General features: G+C 41.6%; 12 protein-coding genes. 6 read left to right on the top strand and 6 right to left on the bottom strand.

Translation table 11 applies throughout. The features are described from left to right. The first annotated feature begins 2 nt into the window (after nt 1-2). Together AB8P51_RS07940 and AB8P51_RS07935 are read left to right on the top strand one after the other, a co-directional pair. Nucleotides 3-899, top strand: a complete 897-nt coding sequence (locus tag AB8P51_RS07940) for an AraC family transcriptional regulator (RefSeq protein ID WP_369748266.1) — start codon at nt 3-5, stop codon at nt 897-899. Further along, nucleotides 896-1777: a hypothetical protein gene (locus AB8P51_RS07935; RefSeq protein WP_369748265.1), complete on the top strand. Its 882-nt coding sequence runs from the start codon at nt 896-898 to the stop codon at nt 1775-1777. Before AB8P51_RS07940 ends, AB8P51_RS07935 begins: the two co-directional genes overlap by 4 nt. Here AB8P51_RS07935 and AB8P51_RS07930 read toward each other — a convergent pair. After that, nucleotides 1774-5493, bottom strand: a complete 3720-nt coding sequence (locus AB8P51_RS07930) for a metallophosphoesterase (protein WP_369748264.1) — start codon at nt 5491-5493, stop codon at nt 1774-1776. The two genes, AB8P51_RS07935 and AB8P51_RS07930, sit on opposite strands and share 4 nt — an antisense overlap. Before the next feature lie 49 nt (nt 5494-5542). On the opposite strand from AB8P51_RS07930, the gene AB8P51_RS07925 reads away from it, so the two are divergent. Beyond that, nucleotides 5543-6766 carry a Pycsar system effector family protein gene (locus tag AB8P51_RS07925; protein WP_369748263.1) on the top strand — a complete coding sequence of 408 codons (1224 nt, stop codon included), beginning with the start codon at nt 5543-5545 and terminating at the stop codon, nt 6764-6766. Here the strand turns inward: AB8P51_RS07925 and AB8P51_RS07920 are convergent. Next, a complete protein-coding gene (locus AB8P51_RS07920; protein WP_369748262.1) occupies nt 6755-9127 on the bottom strand; it encodes a GAF domain-containing protein in 2373 nt (790 codons plus the stop codon). The genes AB8P51_RS07925 and AB8P51_RS07920 overlap by 12 nt on opposite strands. A gap of 113 nt (nt 9128-9240) precedes the next feature. Here AB8P51_RS07920 and AB8P51_RS07915 point away from each other — a divergent pair, with 113 nt between their 5' ends. Further along, entirely contained in the window at nt 9241-10164 is a 924-nt protein-coding gene (locus AB8P51_RS07915) for a metallophosphoesterase (RefSeq protein WP_369748261.1), read from the top strand. Nucleotides 10165-10202: 38 nt separating this feature from the next. Here the strand turns inward: AB8P51_RS07915 and AB8P51_RS07910 are convergent, their stop codons facing one another. The 4 genes from AB8P51_RS07910 to AB8P51_RS07895 form a co-directional block, all read right to left on the bottom strand. Further along, nucleotides 10203-10925, bottom strand: coding sequence for an energy transducer TonB (locus AB8P51_RS07910; RefSeq protein WP_369748260.1), 723 nt, complete (start codon nt 10923-10925; stop codon nt 10203-10205). Nucleotides 10926-11083: 158 nt separating this feature from the next. Continuing rightward, nucleotides 11084-12667: a Gfo/Idh/MocA family protein gene (locus tag AB8P51_RS07905; RefSeq protein ID WP_369748259.1), complete on the bottom strand. Its 1584-nt coding sequence runs from the start codon at nt 12665-12667 to the stop codon at nt 11084-11086. After that, nucleotides 12664-13158, bottom strand: a complete 495-nt coding sequence (locus tag AB8P51_RS07900; protein ID WP_369748258.1) for a DoxX family protein — start codon at nt 13156-13158, stop codon at nt 12664-12666. Before AB8P51_RS07900 ends, AB8P51_RS07905 begins: the two co-directional genes overlap by 4 nt. A 170-nt stretch (nt 13159-13328) precedes the next feature. After that, nucleotides 13329-14591 (bottom strand): aminotransferase class V-fold PLP-dependent enzyme, encoded by a 1263-nt coding sequence (locus tag AB8P51_RS07895; protein ID WP_369748257.1) that lies wholly within the window; start codon nt 14589-14591, stop codon nt 13329-13331. Nucleotides 14592-14693: 102 nt separating this feature from the next. On the opposite strand from AB8P51_RS07895, the gene AB8P51_RS07890 reads away from it, so the two are divergent. Both AB8P51_RS07890 and AB8P51_RS07885 read left to right on the top strand, forming a co-directional pair. Beyond that, on the top strand, nt 14694-16010 hold the full coding sequence (locus AB8P51_RS07890) for a gluconate:H+ symporter (RefSeq protein WP_369748256.1): 1317 nt from the start codon (nt 14694-14696) through the stop codon (nt 16008-16010). Nucleotides 16011-16019: 9 nt separating this feature from the next. Next, complete coding sequence (locus AB8P51_RS07885; RefSeq protein ID WP_369748255.1) at nt 16020-16487, top strand: RidA family protein; 468 nt, start codon at nt 16020-16022, stop codon at nt 16485-16487. Nucleotides 16488-16491 lie beyond the last annotated feature (4 nt).

Below are 16491 nucleotides of genomic sequence, written 5' to 3'. Positions count from 1 at the left end.
ACATGAAGAAAATTCTATTAATATTCTCTTTCCTTATCCTGGGAGGAGTAGTGTGGTATCTCTTTGTATATCCTTATGATTATCTCGTAACCCTGGAGGCGAAAGCAAATAAAGGGACCATAAATCAGATTATAAAGTTGTGGAATACCAGCCTCGACAATTCCGAAATTGACGCAGGCGAAGAACTTGAAAGCCTCACCCAAACCCTTCGATATAAGGACTCAACGCATGTATACGCATGGGAAATTAGCTCTGTCAATGATTCTGTTTCAAAAATCAAGGTATTTGCCAAGGACAGTGCTTATAGCTTTAACAACAAGCTAAATGTTCCATTTAAGGATACCGATTTTGAAAAGCGCACCAGGAACAATCTTAAAAATTTTGCGGATCTGCTTGCCAATCACCTTAAGAATATCAGAGTGAGAGTAGTTGGTGAAGCTCAGCTCGATTCTACCCATTATGCTTATGTCAGCAACAAGACCTCTCAATTTGGCAAGGCAGGGGGAATGATGCGCGACTTCCCTTTATTGGATCCATTTCTGGTTAACAATGGAGTTGAACTGAATGGCAAGCCTTTTATAGAAATCCTTGCCTGGGACAGGGAGAAGGATAGCTTAGAATTTAACTTTTGTTATCCGATTATAATGAATGACAGCTTGCCTCAACACCCCGATCTGAAATACGGTTTTCGAAAACCTGTGAAAGCACTGAAAGCAATTTACAATGGCAACTATATAACTTCAGACAGGGCCTGGTACGAATTACTGGATTACGCTGAAAAAAATAATATTGAAGTCGGTGGCTTACCTGTTGAAGTTTTCTACAACAATCCCAATATCGGAGTTGATGAGATCAACTGGAAGGCCGAAGTATTCCTGCCGCTAAAAGAGGAATCATGAGGGTTTTTACAATTCTACTTCTTTGCGTTATCAGCACTGGTTGTGCACAACACGGACAGTTGACGTACCTCTGCTCTCTCCCCAGTGAACTGGAAGAGAATTCAGGGATTACAAGCCTTGAACCGGAAAAGGTTTGGGTAATAGAGGACAATGGAAATAAAGACCGTATTTATGAAGTAAATACTGCAGGAGACCAACTTAGGGAATTTGAGGTTTCGAAAGCAAAAAATGATGATTGGGAGGATTTAACAAAAGACAAGGCAGGAAATTTGTATATCGGAGATTTTGGCAACAATGAGAACATAAGAAAAGATTTTGTGATCTATAAGATTCCCAGCCCTCTGGTTGAAAAAGGAGATAAGATAAAAGCGGAAGAGATACGCTTTTCTTATCCGGAACAAAAGAAATTTCCTCCAAAACCAGCTAATAGAAAATATGATACAGAAGCATTTTTCTATCTGGACAGCCTTTTATACATCATAACCAAGGACAGAAGTAATCCTTTTTCAGGGGAAGCACTTATTTATACCGTACCTGCAATTAAGGGAGAATATTCGGCCAGACTGGTGGGTTCGTTTTCAACTTGCAAGGATTATACTATTTGTCAGATAACATCTGCCGCCATTTCTCCGGATGGTAAAACCATTGTGCTTTTAGGATACGGTTCACTCTGGATAGTTCGCGATTTTAACTTACCCGATTTCTCCAAGGGAAAAGTAGAATTTATCGATCTTGGGGTAAGGACACAATTGGAGGCAATTTGTTTTAAGGATAATAACACCGTATATCTTTCGGATGAAGAAAACCACGTCACTGGGAGAAACCTTTATTCCTATTCCCTTCCCCCTATTCAAAAAGTTGAAAGTAAGGGGTACTAAAAGCCAAATCCCAGACCAAAGGTAAGCCTTGGCCCGTCCGAACTTTGAAACAGTGCTGTTCTGGCGGTTATAAAATTGGAGGCATTGAGGAATACACCTCCCCCATATGAGGTATGCCATTGATCAGACTGATCACCGGGTAACCAGATTCTTCCGTAATCAAATCCGCCGTAGAAGCCAAAAGTACTGGGCAGTATCCCGGTCTTAAGATTAGTGAGTCTTATCCGAAGATCGGTATTCTGGTAATAGGCAGTTTTCCCCGTAAATCTTTGATTTCTGAATCCCCTTAAACCATCGATGCCTCCTATAGTAGCACCCTGATAGAATTCATAGCCATCACCCATATTGAAATGTGCCTTCCACTTGGAAGCCAGGACAAGCCATCCACTGGGAACCAGTTTGTGGTCTATGGAAAATTCAGGGACAAAATATCCAAATCGCTGATCGGAATTTACAACACTTCTTTTATATCCCATCTCCAGGTGAAAGGACATGCCTAAAGTTGGGAAAGCCGAATTATCAACGTTTTTATATGCATACTCGGCCATAACGCCCAAAAACCTGTTGGAAGTTTCTTCCCCATTGAGCTGATAAAAAGTATTGATAAACCTGTCTTCAGTCTCTTCTACCGAGATTGCCTCGTAGGAAACTCCCGTTCTGAACTTTGCCCCTAAATGTCCCCTCCAAACAAGGGAGGGAGTAAGGATCAGGCTGCGTAATCGCACTCTGTTGTAATCCAACCCAAGGTCGTCATCAGGATTTAAGCTTTCGTTTCCAAAACCAAAGAAGTTAATACTGTAGTTAGGAGAAGTAAATCTGCCCTGTATCTGAAAGTTCCATTTGTCAGTGATATTGGCAAATTCTCCCGTATAACCTAAATCAAATCCACTTGTGGCAAAATAAAAAGAAGCATTCACTCTGTGTTGCTGTGTAAAAGGATTCTGCCTGAAACCATTAAAAACATAGAGGTCGCTAAATCCAATTTTAAACCCATCGTCGGGATTATATCCCAGGGTAGGAAGGAGTTGATTGGCATTCCCTTTAATTCTAAGAGGAAGGTAGGTGTTTACATTATAATCATCGGTCTTTCGAACCTTTGCTCCTTCCGTACTGTTATAGGTGTTCTTTTTGGTTCGGTAATCGTAAATAAAAACATTATGGCCTTGTCTGACATCATAGATATCGTTGTTCTGGCCGCCAATCAACCTTAGTCTTATCTTACTTTTAGGCCCACCCCGAACGTCAAATCTGTCATCGTCATCCAGGCCATAGATCCATACTTCACGGGTGCTTTGGTCATAAAATGTTTTGTCAAAAAACATTTTCTCTTTCTCCCCATCAATAATTCTGTAGCCTTTTACCTTTAGTTCACCAGGGGCGGGATAGCTAATGACGAACCAATCATCCTTATCGGTTCCGGTAATAACCGTGTATTTGTTTACTATGGCGTAGTATTTTTTAGCGGTTTCCGCGATATGCGAAGCTCTTGATAACAGTATTCTTTTAATCTCTTCTACAGTTTCATCTCTTACTTCCTCAGGAAATGACATGAATGCTTCGTCTATAACCGATGAGGTAAGATTGCGTTTGATAAACTCGGCTTGTTCAAGCCATTCTTTTTCAGTTGTCTCAGATAATAAAGCAAGATCCAGAATAAAGGTTCTGGGGGAGGAATTAAACCCTTCCACACTTCGTATTTCCTCATGAAACCCTTCCATGATCCGCATGCCCGGAATTATTCTTGTTGCGACACTCATCAATGCCCCGTCGCCCATATCTGAAAAGGCCTGATCCCGATCCCTGGGAAAAGGCTTATAAACTATTTTGTCGCTTTCTTTGTCTTTAAATTCAGCCCAACGCCATTGGTCTGTATGCCTATCCCAGTCGCCCAGTACCATATCGAACAGTCGTGCCCTGATATACAGGTCGGTATCCACCGAGTATTTTTCATCTTCCCTGAGATCCTCCATCATACTATCAGTACTCTTCAGGTCATTGGCAAACCCAAAACTCTCCAGATTTCCATGGCCATCTCCTGCGTGCTCCTCTATCATATAAAGTTCATCCCCAAAGGATATATTAAACTCTTCCAGAGCAGGTTGCTTTGGTACGTAATACAATACCGGATTCGTGTGTAACAAGCCGAGAGCATCGGAGAGTTTTCCAATTGTGAAGGGAGCGTATGGGTGTGCCCCGGTATAAAAATCACTCAGGATAGATTCTATAAACGTATCTTCGAATTCACCTACAATATACTCTTCTTTAAAGGCCATTGATTGCAGATACAATTCTGCACTTTTTCGGAGGGCACGCATCACGTATTCCTTTCCACTTTTATGGCGCAATCTCAGTGATTTCGACTGATGCCCCCCTCCTTTTCTAACGGGCTTGAGTCCGCCAAAAAGGGTGTCCAGATTAACAGTCGGTACTTCTACTTTGGTCCCGTAATATTCGCGGTATCGATCTCCCCAAACCGCTTTGTAGAAACCGCTCTTTTCAACCTCTTCCTGAGTATATACCGAAGCTTTTACAGTATTCGGAAATGATTCCGGATATTTCTCTTCATTTATATTCCTGAAAGTAGGTAATACGTCTGTTACATAAAGCAGGCTTTCTTGAGTATCATCGTCCACCCCATAAAACCGCACATTGGAAGATCCATCTTTATATATGTCTAAAATGGCATAACCCCTGTGACCGGTAGAGAACTTACTCCCGTTTAGCAGCCTGGTATAGCCTTTTTTTGCTCCGGATCCGCTCACAATCTGTGGTGTATTATCTTCCAGTATATATTGCAATGTGTGTTCGTGCCCAGAAGTGAGAATCACCCGGTCTGAAAATTGTGCCATAGTGACCAGCCGTTTCCTGAGCTCTGTATACCTGCTGTTTTGTAAATCTTCAATAGAGGCTCCGGTAGTTCGCCTTAAAATATTGATGATTGTTCCAATCCCGGGTAATGGCAATGACTCGTTAACAGGAAATATATGTTTCTTAAATGCGTACAAGCCGTTATGAGAACCGTAGGTGAACATGGGATGATGGGTTGCTATCAGGGTTGTACGGGTACGGTTCTTCTTTATAATACCCTCCAGTTCCTCAAAGAAAGCCTCCCTGCTTTTTATATCACATCCGTCATTAATTGTTGGATGCCGGTCCCAATTGGCCAGATACCATTCCGTGTCGATGGTAACCAGCAATAGGTCATCTGAAATTTCCTCTTCGTCTATCGGGCAACCGCCTTCCGGAAGAAAAACGTCTTTCTTGTCGATTTTCTTTTCTATGTAATTTTCCTGTCTTTTCAGACCGATCAATCCTTCGTTGTACCAGTCGTGATTGCCCGGGATAAAAATGGGTTGTCCTTTATATTTTTCCAGGGTTGCCAATTGTGCATCCAAATGGTTCTTTGCCACTAAATAGGCTTCGGTAGAATCTTTCTTATCGGGCAATCCTGCCGGATAAATATTATCTCCAAGAAAAATAGCTGTACTCTCTTTATTCGCCCTGGTTAGTCGATCCCTGAATCTTTTTAAAACAGGGTTGAGATCTCCCATGGGAGAGAGACCGGCATCCCCTATGAGATAAAACGTATGAGAAATATCCTTGGTACTTGTGCTATCAGTCAGATCTGGCGGAGTATCGTATTTAGTTCGATAAGTTGCGCAACTCGAAATAAACAATAGGAGGAAACACAATACCAATTGGTTACAAATACGCATAAGAATAGAGGTTAAAATTTTGTATTTTGGATTCGTTAATATAAAACATATGTCTGAGATAGTAGAGAAAAGCGAGGTTTATGTTACAGACCTCTTGACCAATAACTTAGATTCTAAATATTTGTACCATAACCTGAGGCATACTCAGCGTGTAGTGGAGGCGGTGATGGAACTACTCGATGCAACTGATTTGGAAAAGGAAGAGAAAGAGCAGATTATTCTGGCTGCCTGGTTTCACGACACCGGTTATACAAAAGGTACAGATGATCATGAGGAAAACAGCTGCAAGTTGGCACGTGCGTTTTTAGAAAAACAGGAATACAAAAGTTCATCAATAGAGAGAATATGTCAATATATCATGGCTACCAAACAAGGGCACGAACCTGCCTCTCTCCCTGAAGAGATCCTTAGAGATGCCGATTCTTCGCATTTCAGGCAGAAAAGTTATTTGGCAACATCCGAACTATTACGGGAAGAGCTTCGTTTATTAGGAATCGCAGAGTATTCCTCCGAAGAATGGCGACAGGAGAATATAAAAATGTTCAGGGCTGATCATCGCTTTTATACTGACTATGCAAAAGAAAACTGGCAGGCGGGCAAAGACAAGAACATAAAGCGTCTGGTAAAAGAGAAAAAAGCACGTAAAAAACTGGCTAAAAAAGAAAAATTAAAGGCTCAGTTTAAGAATGAAAGTCCGGAAAGAGGGATACAGACTATGTTTCGGGTTACCATGAGAAATCACCTCAAGCTAAGTGATATAGCTGATACTAAGGCTAATATTTTATTGTCTGTAAATGCTATTATCATATCTCTGGTGCTATCAAATCTGATTCCCAAACTAGACAATCCCTCTAATGATTACCTGATCTATCCCACGGGTATATTTCTCATATTCGCTATTGCTTCTATGGTTTTGTCTATATTGGCAACCCGACCAAACGTTACCAGGGGAGAATTTACCAAAGAAGATGTAGAGAACAAGGATGTAAATCTTTTGTTTTTCGGCAATTTCCATAAGATGAAACTTCCTGATTACGAATGGGCCATCCAGGAGCTTATCAAGGATAAGAAATACGTTTATTCATCCCTTACAAAGGATTTATACTATCTGGGTGTGGTTTTGGATCGAAAATACAGTCTCTTAAGATGGACATATACAATCTTTATGATCGGAATGATATTGTCTGTAATTGCGTTTTTTGTGGCCCTGAAATTTTATGGGCCGGACAGGGTGTTAGAGCTTCCTGAAGCTACCTCTGCTTTATTCTTTTAAAGCTTCCATCAGGTCCTGATAAGTATAGGTTTTCTGTGCTTCTTTCTTTTTATTATAAAGGATCTCCGCTCTGATAGCTTTTAGTCCGGTTACCCCCTGAAGGCCTTCCAGTTCTACAATTTCAATATTATTGGTGAAGTACCCTTTAGATTTTAAAAATGATATATACCTGAGGTACTCTAGCTCATCCGACTTCTGGGAGTAGACAATAACGAGTTTGCCCTTTTCGGTAAGGCGCTGGTCTGTGCCTTTGATATAGGATTTGTCAATTCGTTTTTTAATGACCTCATATCTGGCGTTGTAAGTTCCGTCCACGTCAAAATGCTTTTCATCCATTCTAAAGCGGATAGAGAGGGAAGTGTGGTAGACAAGGATCAGAGATGTAACATCGAGTTGAACAGGCAGATGAGGCTTAAGATTATAATAAGTGTTTTCCATTTCACACATCACCTGCAACTGCCACAAGCGCAAATTGTTGAGATAAAGGAAATCAAATTTTCTATCCTCGGTTATTTCATCTCCTATGTACAAATTATGCTCTACCCCATCGGTTTTGTATCGCTCAAAATAATGAGGAAACATTTCCTGAGCACTTTTTTGAGCCTCATCAAGGATGGCTACTAACTGTCTGTTAGTCTCCATAATAGTAGTGTCATAATTTTTTCTGTGATCGTAATAAGTATCTGTGGATTCGTCTATCCTGGATTCGTAGGAGGTTATAATTTCTCTGAGTTCCTTATGATTTTCCTTGAGATACCTGAATACAGGATCAATTTCAGTCTTTACAAAATTGTAGATAGATTGTTCGGTGTTGGTTTGAAGGACCTCCTTTACTTCTTCCATATGCCTGTTTACCCTGAAAATAAGTTCTTCATATATGGGGAGGCCATTTTCCTTGAAGGCCGCATCAAGAATATTCCTTATTTCAGACAGCTGGATCATGAGATCGCGCTGTATGCTGCTATTACGTGCATTAGAAGATGCCGAAATATCGGTTTGTCCATAAAGGGGATATATATCGTTGAAAACGATTTCATTAAATGTCGGATCGTTACCTTTTAGCTCTTCATTGATAAAGCGTTTTGCTTCCTTCCTGAACTTCCAGTAAACAGCAGAATGAATTGTAGTACACTCTTTCTGGATGACTGCATCGATCAGGTTTTCCTGTTCGTTTTTCGATCTGACGACCGCAGAAACGATATAGGGCATCACGTCATCCAGCTTGCGTGCATTTACCCCGTTAAACTGATTTTTCACCTCAGACACAATCTCCAGAACTCCTAATAGTTCGTTGTCTCTTGCTATAGGTGCAAATATGACACTTTTGATCCCCTGTTGCTGTAAATTCTTATAGGGTTGCTTCCCTTTTGATCTGTCAAAATACTTCTGTACGTCTGAGACAATGAAATATGTATTTTGTTTTAATAATTTCTCATAGGATTGTTTGCAAAGTGCTTCGTTGCATATCTCAAAATCACTTTCATTAAGAAGGTAACTGTGCATGTCTTTGCCGAATACTCTTTCAAACTGATCGTCTTCACGACTGTAAGCAGAGAATCCTACTTTTAAATCCTTCAATTTGAAAAAGGATTTAAAGGTTTCCCGGAGGTCAGACATAAAAGTGTCACTTCCCCTTTTATTTGCAGAAATCAACTTTGATTTGATCTCAGATATTGCCTGTTCAGCCGTTGCATCAAACATATTGGCAATAACGAATCCTTTGGAAATAAAACTATTGGGTGGAATCTTTTCCTTCCACATTTTCAGATCATTTGGATGCTCCAGTAGTTCATCTATATCCTCCTGTTTGAGGTCTTTAGCAAGTTCTGTTGGATAGAGTTCAATAAAATCAGCATTGTATAGCACCCTGTAATAATGCATTACCCCTTCGGCATTGGGTATTTTATAGAAGTAAGGCCTGTGAAAATCCAGTTTGTACCCGTAATGGAATTTTATGATTACAACACAATTCATGATGTAATCCAAACTCGCATCCTCCTTTGTCAAAGCGGGAATAAAATTATCTCCTGCGTCTTTTAAGATTTTTTTAAATCTGTTGGAAGCATTGAATATGACATCTCTGTAAGGGAGAGAAGCCGCTTTGATCTCATTTTCACTTAAAACCTCCGAAAACGCATCTTCAAGGATGATAGAGATCACATCCTCGTGCTCTTTGAGAAGTGCAACATCCGTAAAACCTTCTCTGAGAATCGGGTATGGAGCCTGAGCCTTCAGAATTCTCCTGGCTTTTTCTGCCAGATAAGCATCTTCCCCTTCCGCTATTTTTTCATAACGCTTCAGCAATTTATCAAAGCTGATAAAATGCTGTAATGGCCATTCGGTTGAATTGTCAGAAGTCATAGCGGCTTAGTCTCCTATTATCTTATAAAATTACAAAACTATTCGATTCGCTAAGAGATTTAAAATTTATACGATGTTCAGCACTTTTTAGGATATTTATAGAAATTATACCTATGTCATCCTCTAAAAGACTTAGTCGAGCCTACAAAAATGCGCATACCATACTCTTTGATGATTCTTCAAAGTTTATTTTCTTCAGTGATTGTCACCGGGGTGACAACAGCTTTGCCGATGATTTTGCCAACAATAGGAATATCTATTTCCACGCATTGAGTCAGTACTATCAGGATGGGTTCCAATATTTCGAACTGGGTGACGGGGACGAATTATGGGAAAACGTGGATTTTGAAGACCTGTTCGATGCGCATAAAAATGTGTATTTGCTACTGCGTAAATTTTATATGGGAAACCGCCTTCATATGATATGGGGTAATCACGATATGGTCTACAAGGATGAGAAATACGTAAAAAAACAGTTGAGTACGTATTTTGATCCGGTGGATGAGATCGATAAGCCACTTTTTCCTGATCTGACCTTCCACGAAGCATTAATCCTTAAACACCGGAACAGTGGACAGGAGATCTTTCTGACGCACGGGCACCAGGCTGATTGGTGGAACTACACTTTTTGGCGCTGGGGCCGCTTTCTGGTTCGCGTATTGTGGAAACCTCTGCAAGTATGGGGAATCGCTGACCCTACTAGTCCGGCAAAGAACTACAAAGAACTTATCAAAGTAGAACGCCGCATTAAAAAGTGGATCCTTCAGAACAATTCACTGCTAACCATTGTTGGCCATACACACAGACCACGTTTTGCCAGGCCAGGAGGTATTCCTTTCTTTAACGATGGTAGCTGCGTTCACCCCAGGAGCATCACCGGAATTGAAATAACAGGAGGAGAAATTGTACTGATCAAATGGCATATAGCCACCAAGGAAGATGGGACACTTCAAATCGTAAGAGTTGTCCTGGAAGGGCCTAAAAAACTAAGGGATTACCATAAAAAAAGATCCATCTCCAGATTTAGCCCCACCTAAACCTTATTACAGAGACGAATCCTTTTTGTTATTGAATCTTATTGAATAGTGAAATTAATGGGGATGCTGTAAGGCACAGAAACCGCTTTTCCTCTTTGCTTTCCAGGGGTCATTTTTGGTAATGATGCCACGATGCGATGTGCTTCTTTTTCCAGGTTTTTATCAGGCCCCCTCATTCTGATACTCCCAATTTTACCCTTAGAATCTATTACAAATTGTACGAATACCCGACCCTGAATCCCAAGTTCCAGCGCTGCAGGAGGATAAGTAAATTCTTTGATGATATGCTGCTGTACCTTTTCCTGGAAGCATAATTTTCGCTCTTCATTGTTCTTGGCCGATTCACATCCAGGGAAAATCGGAACATTCTCAATGATGGCAAATGGCACAGTGATTTCTTCCTCTTCTTCTCCTACTTCCACATCATCAACGTCAATGACTTCCTCTACAATTGCATCCTGACTTGTTTCTGTACTTTCAATGATTGTTTCTTCTACTTCCTCGGTATCCTCAACTACTTCAATTATTTCGGGAGCAGCGGGAGGCGGAGGAGGTGGAGGTGTTTTAATCATTTCCGTAACGGGTACGTCCTCTTTTAAATCATCGACAGCCTGGACCAGATCAAGAACTATTTCATCCTTTGGGTAAGTCTTGTACTCCAGGGCACGCCATGTTAGGAACAAAACGATAGTTAGGCCAATAACAAAATACAGGCTACTATTTCTATTTAAATCGGCTTTTGGGTTTTTTTTGACTTGCATGACACTGATTTTAATACCATTAAATTAATAGCAATACAAAACTTTTACTATGACATTTATCAGTTTTACATCATACCCTGCTGAGAACCAGTATTTTCAATAAAAAAGCCTGCTTTTCAGCAGGCTTTTTACTCAAATTCAAATTTACTTGATGTCACTTAGGTACTTCCCAGAAGTATCTCATCATAATCAATTCCTTCAATCGGAATGATTTTTTCTTCCTGGTGATCCCATTCAATCCTTCTACCTAATTTGTACGCCAAACCAGTCATATGGGCAGTTATAGCCTCATCAAAACCTTCTTTTATTCCACAACTCAGGGTTCCTCCATTTTTAATCGCACTGAGCCATTCCCTTAGATGTAAATAGGTTGAATTTACACGGACTCCGTCAATATAGGTCCACATAAGACCTTTATCCGCAAAATACTGAGATGTAGCCGAAGAGACCGCGTCGGGTACATTAGCTCCCGGATTGTAGTGGTAAATAGGAACATTCGGTTTCATTTTGCCCTCTTCGAGCAGGTCGGCATATTTTGTAGATCCTCCATCGGGCCAGATCGTCAGATTATTTCCGAGTTCCATTGAAGCATCATGACCCATAAGGATAGTAGGCCGATTGTAGCCGTTTCCGAGGGTGGCATTATAAGTAAAGGTCATTCCTTTTTCCTTCCCTTTAACCTGACTGCTTCCTGTGCTGAAATCAGGGAAATCCATATTTACCTGGAGTACATCGGGCACATTCCTTCCGTCGTTGTGGGTATAAATCCCCCCAGAAGCAGTGATGTATTTGGGTATTCCCATATTCAGGACGCAATTGAGGCGATCATAGTCATGTGTGAGCAAATCACCGGATAAACCAGAACCATAGGCCCACCATTTACGCCAGCGGAAAAAATGATTTTTATTAAAAGGTATTTTTGGTGCGCTGCCTAAAAACAAATCCCAATCTATAGTTTGTGCATTGGCTTTTTCATGTATGTCGTAATTCCACGCTCCGTTGTCATCATTTCTATTGGTAAAAGTTTGTACCACAGAAACATGCCCCAGAACTTTTTTATCGATAATATCACTGGCGGTTTTAAAACTTAAGGTCTGTCTGTGCTGATGACCTACCATAAGAAGTGCATTCGAATTTCTTGCCGCTTCCCTGAGCCTGTACGTTTCTTCAATGGTATGGGTCATGGGCTTTTCTACGTAAACATGGACCCCATTTTCAAGGGCGTCAATGGCCATTGGGGCATGCCAGTGATCCGGAGTCGCAATGATAACCGCATCTACTTCTCCACTTCTGATCATCTCCTGATGCGTGCCATATCTTTTTACCTTATTTTCAGATGTGGAAAATGAAGCAATCACATTTTCTGCTCGTATATCAAAGATGTCACAGACTCCCGTGATTTTAAGGTTTAATTTTTCCTGATCGAGGAATTCCTGTAGTTGTGTATTGCCACTGAGTCTTTCTTCCTCTTTCATCTGTTCAATCCACTCCTTGGTGGCAAAGCCGAGAGCCCTGCATAGCTGTTCTCCCCTGATGCCAAAGCCAATAATCCCAATTCGTATAGGATCTCCACCTATTTCGGGTAGTGCCGTGGGTAAGGAAGGTTCAATTTTTAACTGCTCGAGAATTTCAGAACGGTCTTTGCTCTTTATCAATGCATTGGCAGTTCCCGCCCACCATACGGTTCCGAGTATAGGTAGTCCTCCCAGACCTTTTAATATATCGCGTCGTGTCCATTTCATGATTGAGGAGTTTTAATAGTTTTTGGTTCTTTTTTAAAGAGATATTGCAAGCCGAAGTAGTGACCTGTTGGCAACTGAGCCAGGATCCACAGGGCTGCTATCTCAATCAGATTCTTGTTGACAAACCAGTAGCTCCCCTCCACATTTTGCTGTTCAAGCCAGGGGAAAGGAGGATGTGCAAAATAGTATAAGGCCAGTAATCCAATCCCGGCAATGGCTCCCCATTTTTCAAAAATCCCCAGAATGAGAGTGACACCAACAAAAATGAGAACCAGGGTGTTAAGGGTATCAACCCACCCCATGGTCGCTTCATTGGTAAGTGCAATGAATAAAGATTTAAACGGCCCCTGAGCGGTAGCTAAATAACCAAAGGCGGTCCAGTCTGGATTGAATAGCTTTATTACCCCTTCATAAAGAAAGTGCCATCCAATCAGGATACGTAAAAAAACCACACTTTTCAGGAGTGATTCTTTTTTAATAACATCAGTCATATATATAATATTTGAATGTAAAAATTACTCTTTCAGGCTTTTGAAAAACCGTTGATTTAGGTGTATAAAACCTTCAAAACTAGCTACAAAGCGAACTACTAACTATGATTTATATCAGGTTTGAAATTTCAAAGACATCGTCTTCTGTTTAATACGATTTCTCATTGATTTCAAGTTCGTTCCGCCAGAATTTTCATGGCTTTCACAAAATCATCCAGCTCAGCTGTAGTTGTGTAAACATTAGGTGTAATCCTACAGCCCTGAACATTGTGATGGTCAATGGCTACGGTAAATATCCTGAACTCTTCCATTAGTGTTCTGGCCAGTTCGGACGGTTTCATATTCCGAATCCCAACATTGGCTATTCCACAGCTTCTATGCGGCTCCACAGGGGTATTAATTATAATATTTTCGGTGTCTCTGAGCTTATCCGACCAATAGCGCTGAAGATACCTCAACCGTTTTTCCTTTCGTTCCATCCCGATGAGTTCCAGGTAATCCAGGGCATCGTTTATAGTAAGGTCGGTATGTACCGGGTGGGTCCCTATATGGTTCAGACGACCAATATCATCCGGCTCTCTGTTGTGCTCGGCAAGAAGAGGCCATATTTTAGAAATATTCTTTTTGGCGGCAAAGAGAATCCCTGCCCCCAGAGGGGTACTCAGCCATTTGTGCAGGCTCGAACCGTAGTAGTCACATTTGAGTTCTTTGATATCGACCTCTATATGTCCCACACAATGAGCCCCGTCTACCATAACCTCTACTCCGTGGCTGTGGGCCATGTCACATATTTTTCTCACCGGAAGAATCTGACCGGTAATATTTACCATGTGGCAGATCATCATTAATTTGGTTTTCGGCCCGATCTGAGATTCGTACAATGACACAATTTCTTCATCTGAAGCCGGGTGGTTGGGCAGGGAAATAGTTTTAAGTACCAGGCCGTATCTTTTGGCAGTGAGTTTAAAATGCTCTCTCATTGCCCCGTAATCCTGCACTGCAAAAACAGCCTCATCGCCTTTTTCCCAGGGATACCCCCCAATGATCATATCAAGTGACTCCGTAGTATTTCTGGTGATAATTAATTCGTCTGAATCGCAACCAACCAGCTGAGCCAGACGGCTGGCAATCCTTTTTTTGTTATCCCATTGCACGGTCCGCATATAATGTGACCCTTCGTAATTTACCTGCTCTATGTGCTTGTGAAACTTTTCAATGGTGGGGATAGGTGCAATATTATAATACCCGTTCTCCAGGTTAATATAGTCCGGTTTTAAGGCATAATCGACCCTGATTCGCTGCCAAAAATCATCTTCATCATTAAGCTCATATGTTCCTCGTTCTTCCGGGGAAGTGGCATTAAGAGACAGGGGAAGAAAGGGAGTGATCAGGGCTGCCTGCCCCATTTTCTGTAAAAATGATCTTTTATCCATTTCGTTCAGATTATTCTACAAGATAAAAAATAGATCGCTTTTAGTTCTATTCAAAATGGTATATTTAACACTCAGAGATATTCCCGGACTCAAAGCCAAACTATGCCATTAGTTATCGTCATCATAGGTATTCTTATCCTTTTTCTGCTGATTGCGAAATGGAAACTGAATCCCTTTATCACTTTTATTCTGGTTTCCCTTTTTGTGGGAATTGCCGAAGGCATGGATTTGGAGACGGTGGTTAGCTCTATAGAAAATGGGATAGGCAATACATTGGGATTCCTGGTCATGATCCTGGGATTGGGAGCCATGCTGGGTAAATTGGTAGCTGATAGCGGAGCCGCACAGCGAATCACTTCTAAATTGATCGATCAATTCGGAAAAAAGAATATTCAGTGGGCTCTGGTCCTTACCGGGTTTATTGTAGGAATTCCTCTTTTTTATTCGGTAGGCTTTGTGATTCTGGTGCCCCTGGTATTTACTGTTGCTGCCCGGACCGGTCTTCCTTTACTCTATGTTGGCCTGCCAATGCTGGCTTCCCTTTCTGTTACCCATGGGTATCTCCCACCACATCCCGCGCCGACGGCTATTACTGTGATGTTCGATGCCGATATGGGAAAAACCCTTATCTACGGCATCATAGTTGCCATCCCTGCAATTATCATTGCGGGTCCTTTTTTTTCTAGGACCTTAAAAAATATACACGCAACTCCCCTGAAGGAATTTGTAAATCCAAAAATCCTGAAGGATGATGAAATGCCCGGAATGGGGGTAAGTATTGTTACCGCCCTTTTACCAATCATCCTGATTGGTCTGGCCACTATAGCCGATTTATTGATTCCTCAGGATTTTCCCCTGAAGAATATTATTGCTTTTCTGGGGAATCCTGTAATTGCAATGCTGATATCTGTGCTGGTAGCCATATATACCCTGGGGCTGGCAAGGGGCAAAAAAATGAAGGAAGTAATGGATTCAGTGGGCAGTTCCATTTCCGGTATAACGATGGTCTTATTGATCATTGCCGGGGCAGGAGCCCTGAAACAGGTTCTCATTGATAGCGGGGTTAGTCAGTATATCGCCGACTTGCTAAAAGGATCATCCCTTTCTCCTTTATTCCTGGCATGGTTAATCGCCACTGTTATCAGAGTTTCTGTAGGTTCGGCAACCGTTGCCGGCTTAACCGCAGCAGGGATTGTAATGCCCATGATCGCAAGTACCGGAGTGAGCCCGGAATTAATGGTTCTCGCCATTGGCTCGGGCAGTCTGATGCTTTCGCATGTAAACGACAGTGGATTCTGGCTCTTTAAAGAATATTTTAATCTGTCGGTAAAAGACACATTAAAAAGCTGGACCCTCATGGAAACTACCGTTGGAGTAGTTGGTCTCATTGGGGTTCTTATCCTGAACCAATTCATTTAAATCTAAAATATGAGCAATTCTCCTTCACAACGAATAAAAGACCTGGGATTGGTGCTGCCTCCGGCCCCACCTCCTGCAGGACTCTATAAACCCGTTATGGTTGTCGATGGCTTTTTATACGTTTCAGGGCAGGGGCCCATGAAAAGCGATGGTACGTATATAACCGGAAAAGTTGGCGAAGCATTAACCCTGGGAGAAGCTAAACTAGCGGCCGAACAGGTAGGTCTTACCATGCTTTCAACCATCACAACGCATTTTGGAGATATTGATAGGATTAAACGCCTGGTAAAAACACTGGGCATGGTTAACTCGACACCTGAATTTGACCAGCATCCACTGGTTATCAACGGCTTCAGCGAGCTGATGTCGGATATTTTCGGAACTGAAAATGGCGTGGGAGTGAGAAGTGCAGTAGGTATGATTCTCCCGGGCCAGGTAGCCGTGGAAATAGAAGCTATGTTTCAACTTCACTCATAGGCCG

This window comes from Muriicola sp. SD30, assembly GCF_041205185.1.
Classification (GTDB): Bacteria; Bacteroidota; Bacteroidia; order Flavobacteriales; family Flavobacteriaceae; genus Muriicola.
Note: the sequence above shows the minus strand (reverse complement) of the source record. Positions and strands in the feature narration are given on the sequence as shown.

Bases quoted from the DNA above. Each gene is read 5' to 3' on its own strand.
- AB8P51_RS07925 (WP_369748263.1), top strand. From the start codon at position 5,543: ATGTCTGAGATAGTAGAGAAAAGCGAGGTTTATGTTACAGACCTCTTG.
- AB8P51_RS07920 (WP_369748262.1), bottom strand. From the start codon at position 9,127: ATGACTTCTGACAATTCAACCGAATGGCCATTACAGCATTTTATCAGC.
- AB8P51_RS07885 (WP_369748255.1), top strand. From the start codon at position 16,020: ATGAGCAATTCTCCTTCACAACGAATAAAAGACCTGGGATTGGTGCTG.
- AB8P51_RS07910 (WP_369748260.1), bottom strand. From the start codon at position 10,925: ATGCAAGTCAAAAAAAACCCAAAAGCCGATTTAAATAGAAATAGTAGC.
- AB8P51_RS07940 (WP_369748266.1), top strand. From the start codon at position 3: ATGAAGAAAATTCTATTAATATTCTCTTTCCTTATCCTGGGAGGAGTA.
- AB8P51_RS07905 (WP_369748259.1), bottom strand. From the start codon at position 12,667: ATGAAATGGACACGACGCGATATATTAAAAGGTCTGGGAGGACTACCT.
- AB8P51_RS07915 (WP_369748261.1), top strand. From the start codon at position 9,241: ATGTCATCCTCTAAAAGACTTAGTCGAGCCTACAAAAATGCGCATACC.
- AB8P51_RS07930 (WP_369748264.1), bottom strand. From the start codon at position 5,493: ATGCGTATTTGTAACCAATTGGTATTGTGTTTCCTCCTATTGTTTATT.
- AB8P51_RS07895 (WP_369748257.1), bottom strand. From the start codon at position 14,591: ATGGATAAAAGATCATTTTTACAGAAAATGGGGCAGGCAGCCCTGATC.
- AB8P51_RS07935 (WP_369748265.1), top strand. From the start codon at position 896: ATGAGGGTTTTTACAATTCTACTTCTTTGCGTTATCAGCACTGGTTGT.
- AB8P51_RS07890 (WP_369748256.1), top strand. From the start codon at position 14,694: ATGCCATTAGTTATCGTCATCATAGGTATTCTTATCCTTTTTCTGCTG.
- AB8P51_RS07900 (WP_369748258.1), bottom strand. From the start codon at position 13,158: ATGACTGATGTTATTAAAAAAGAATCACTCCTGAAAAGTGTGGTTTTT.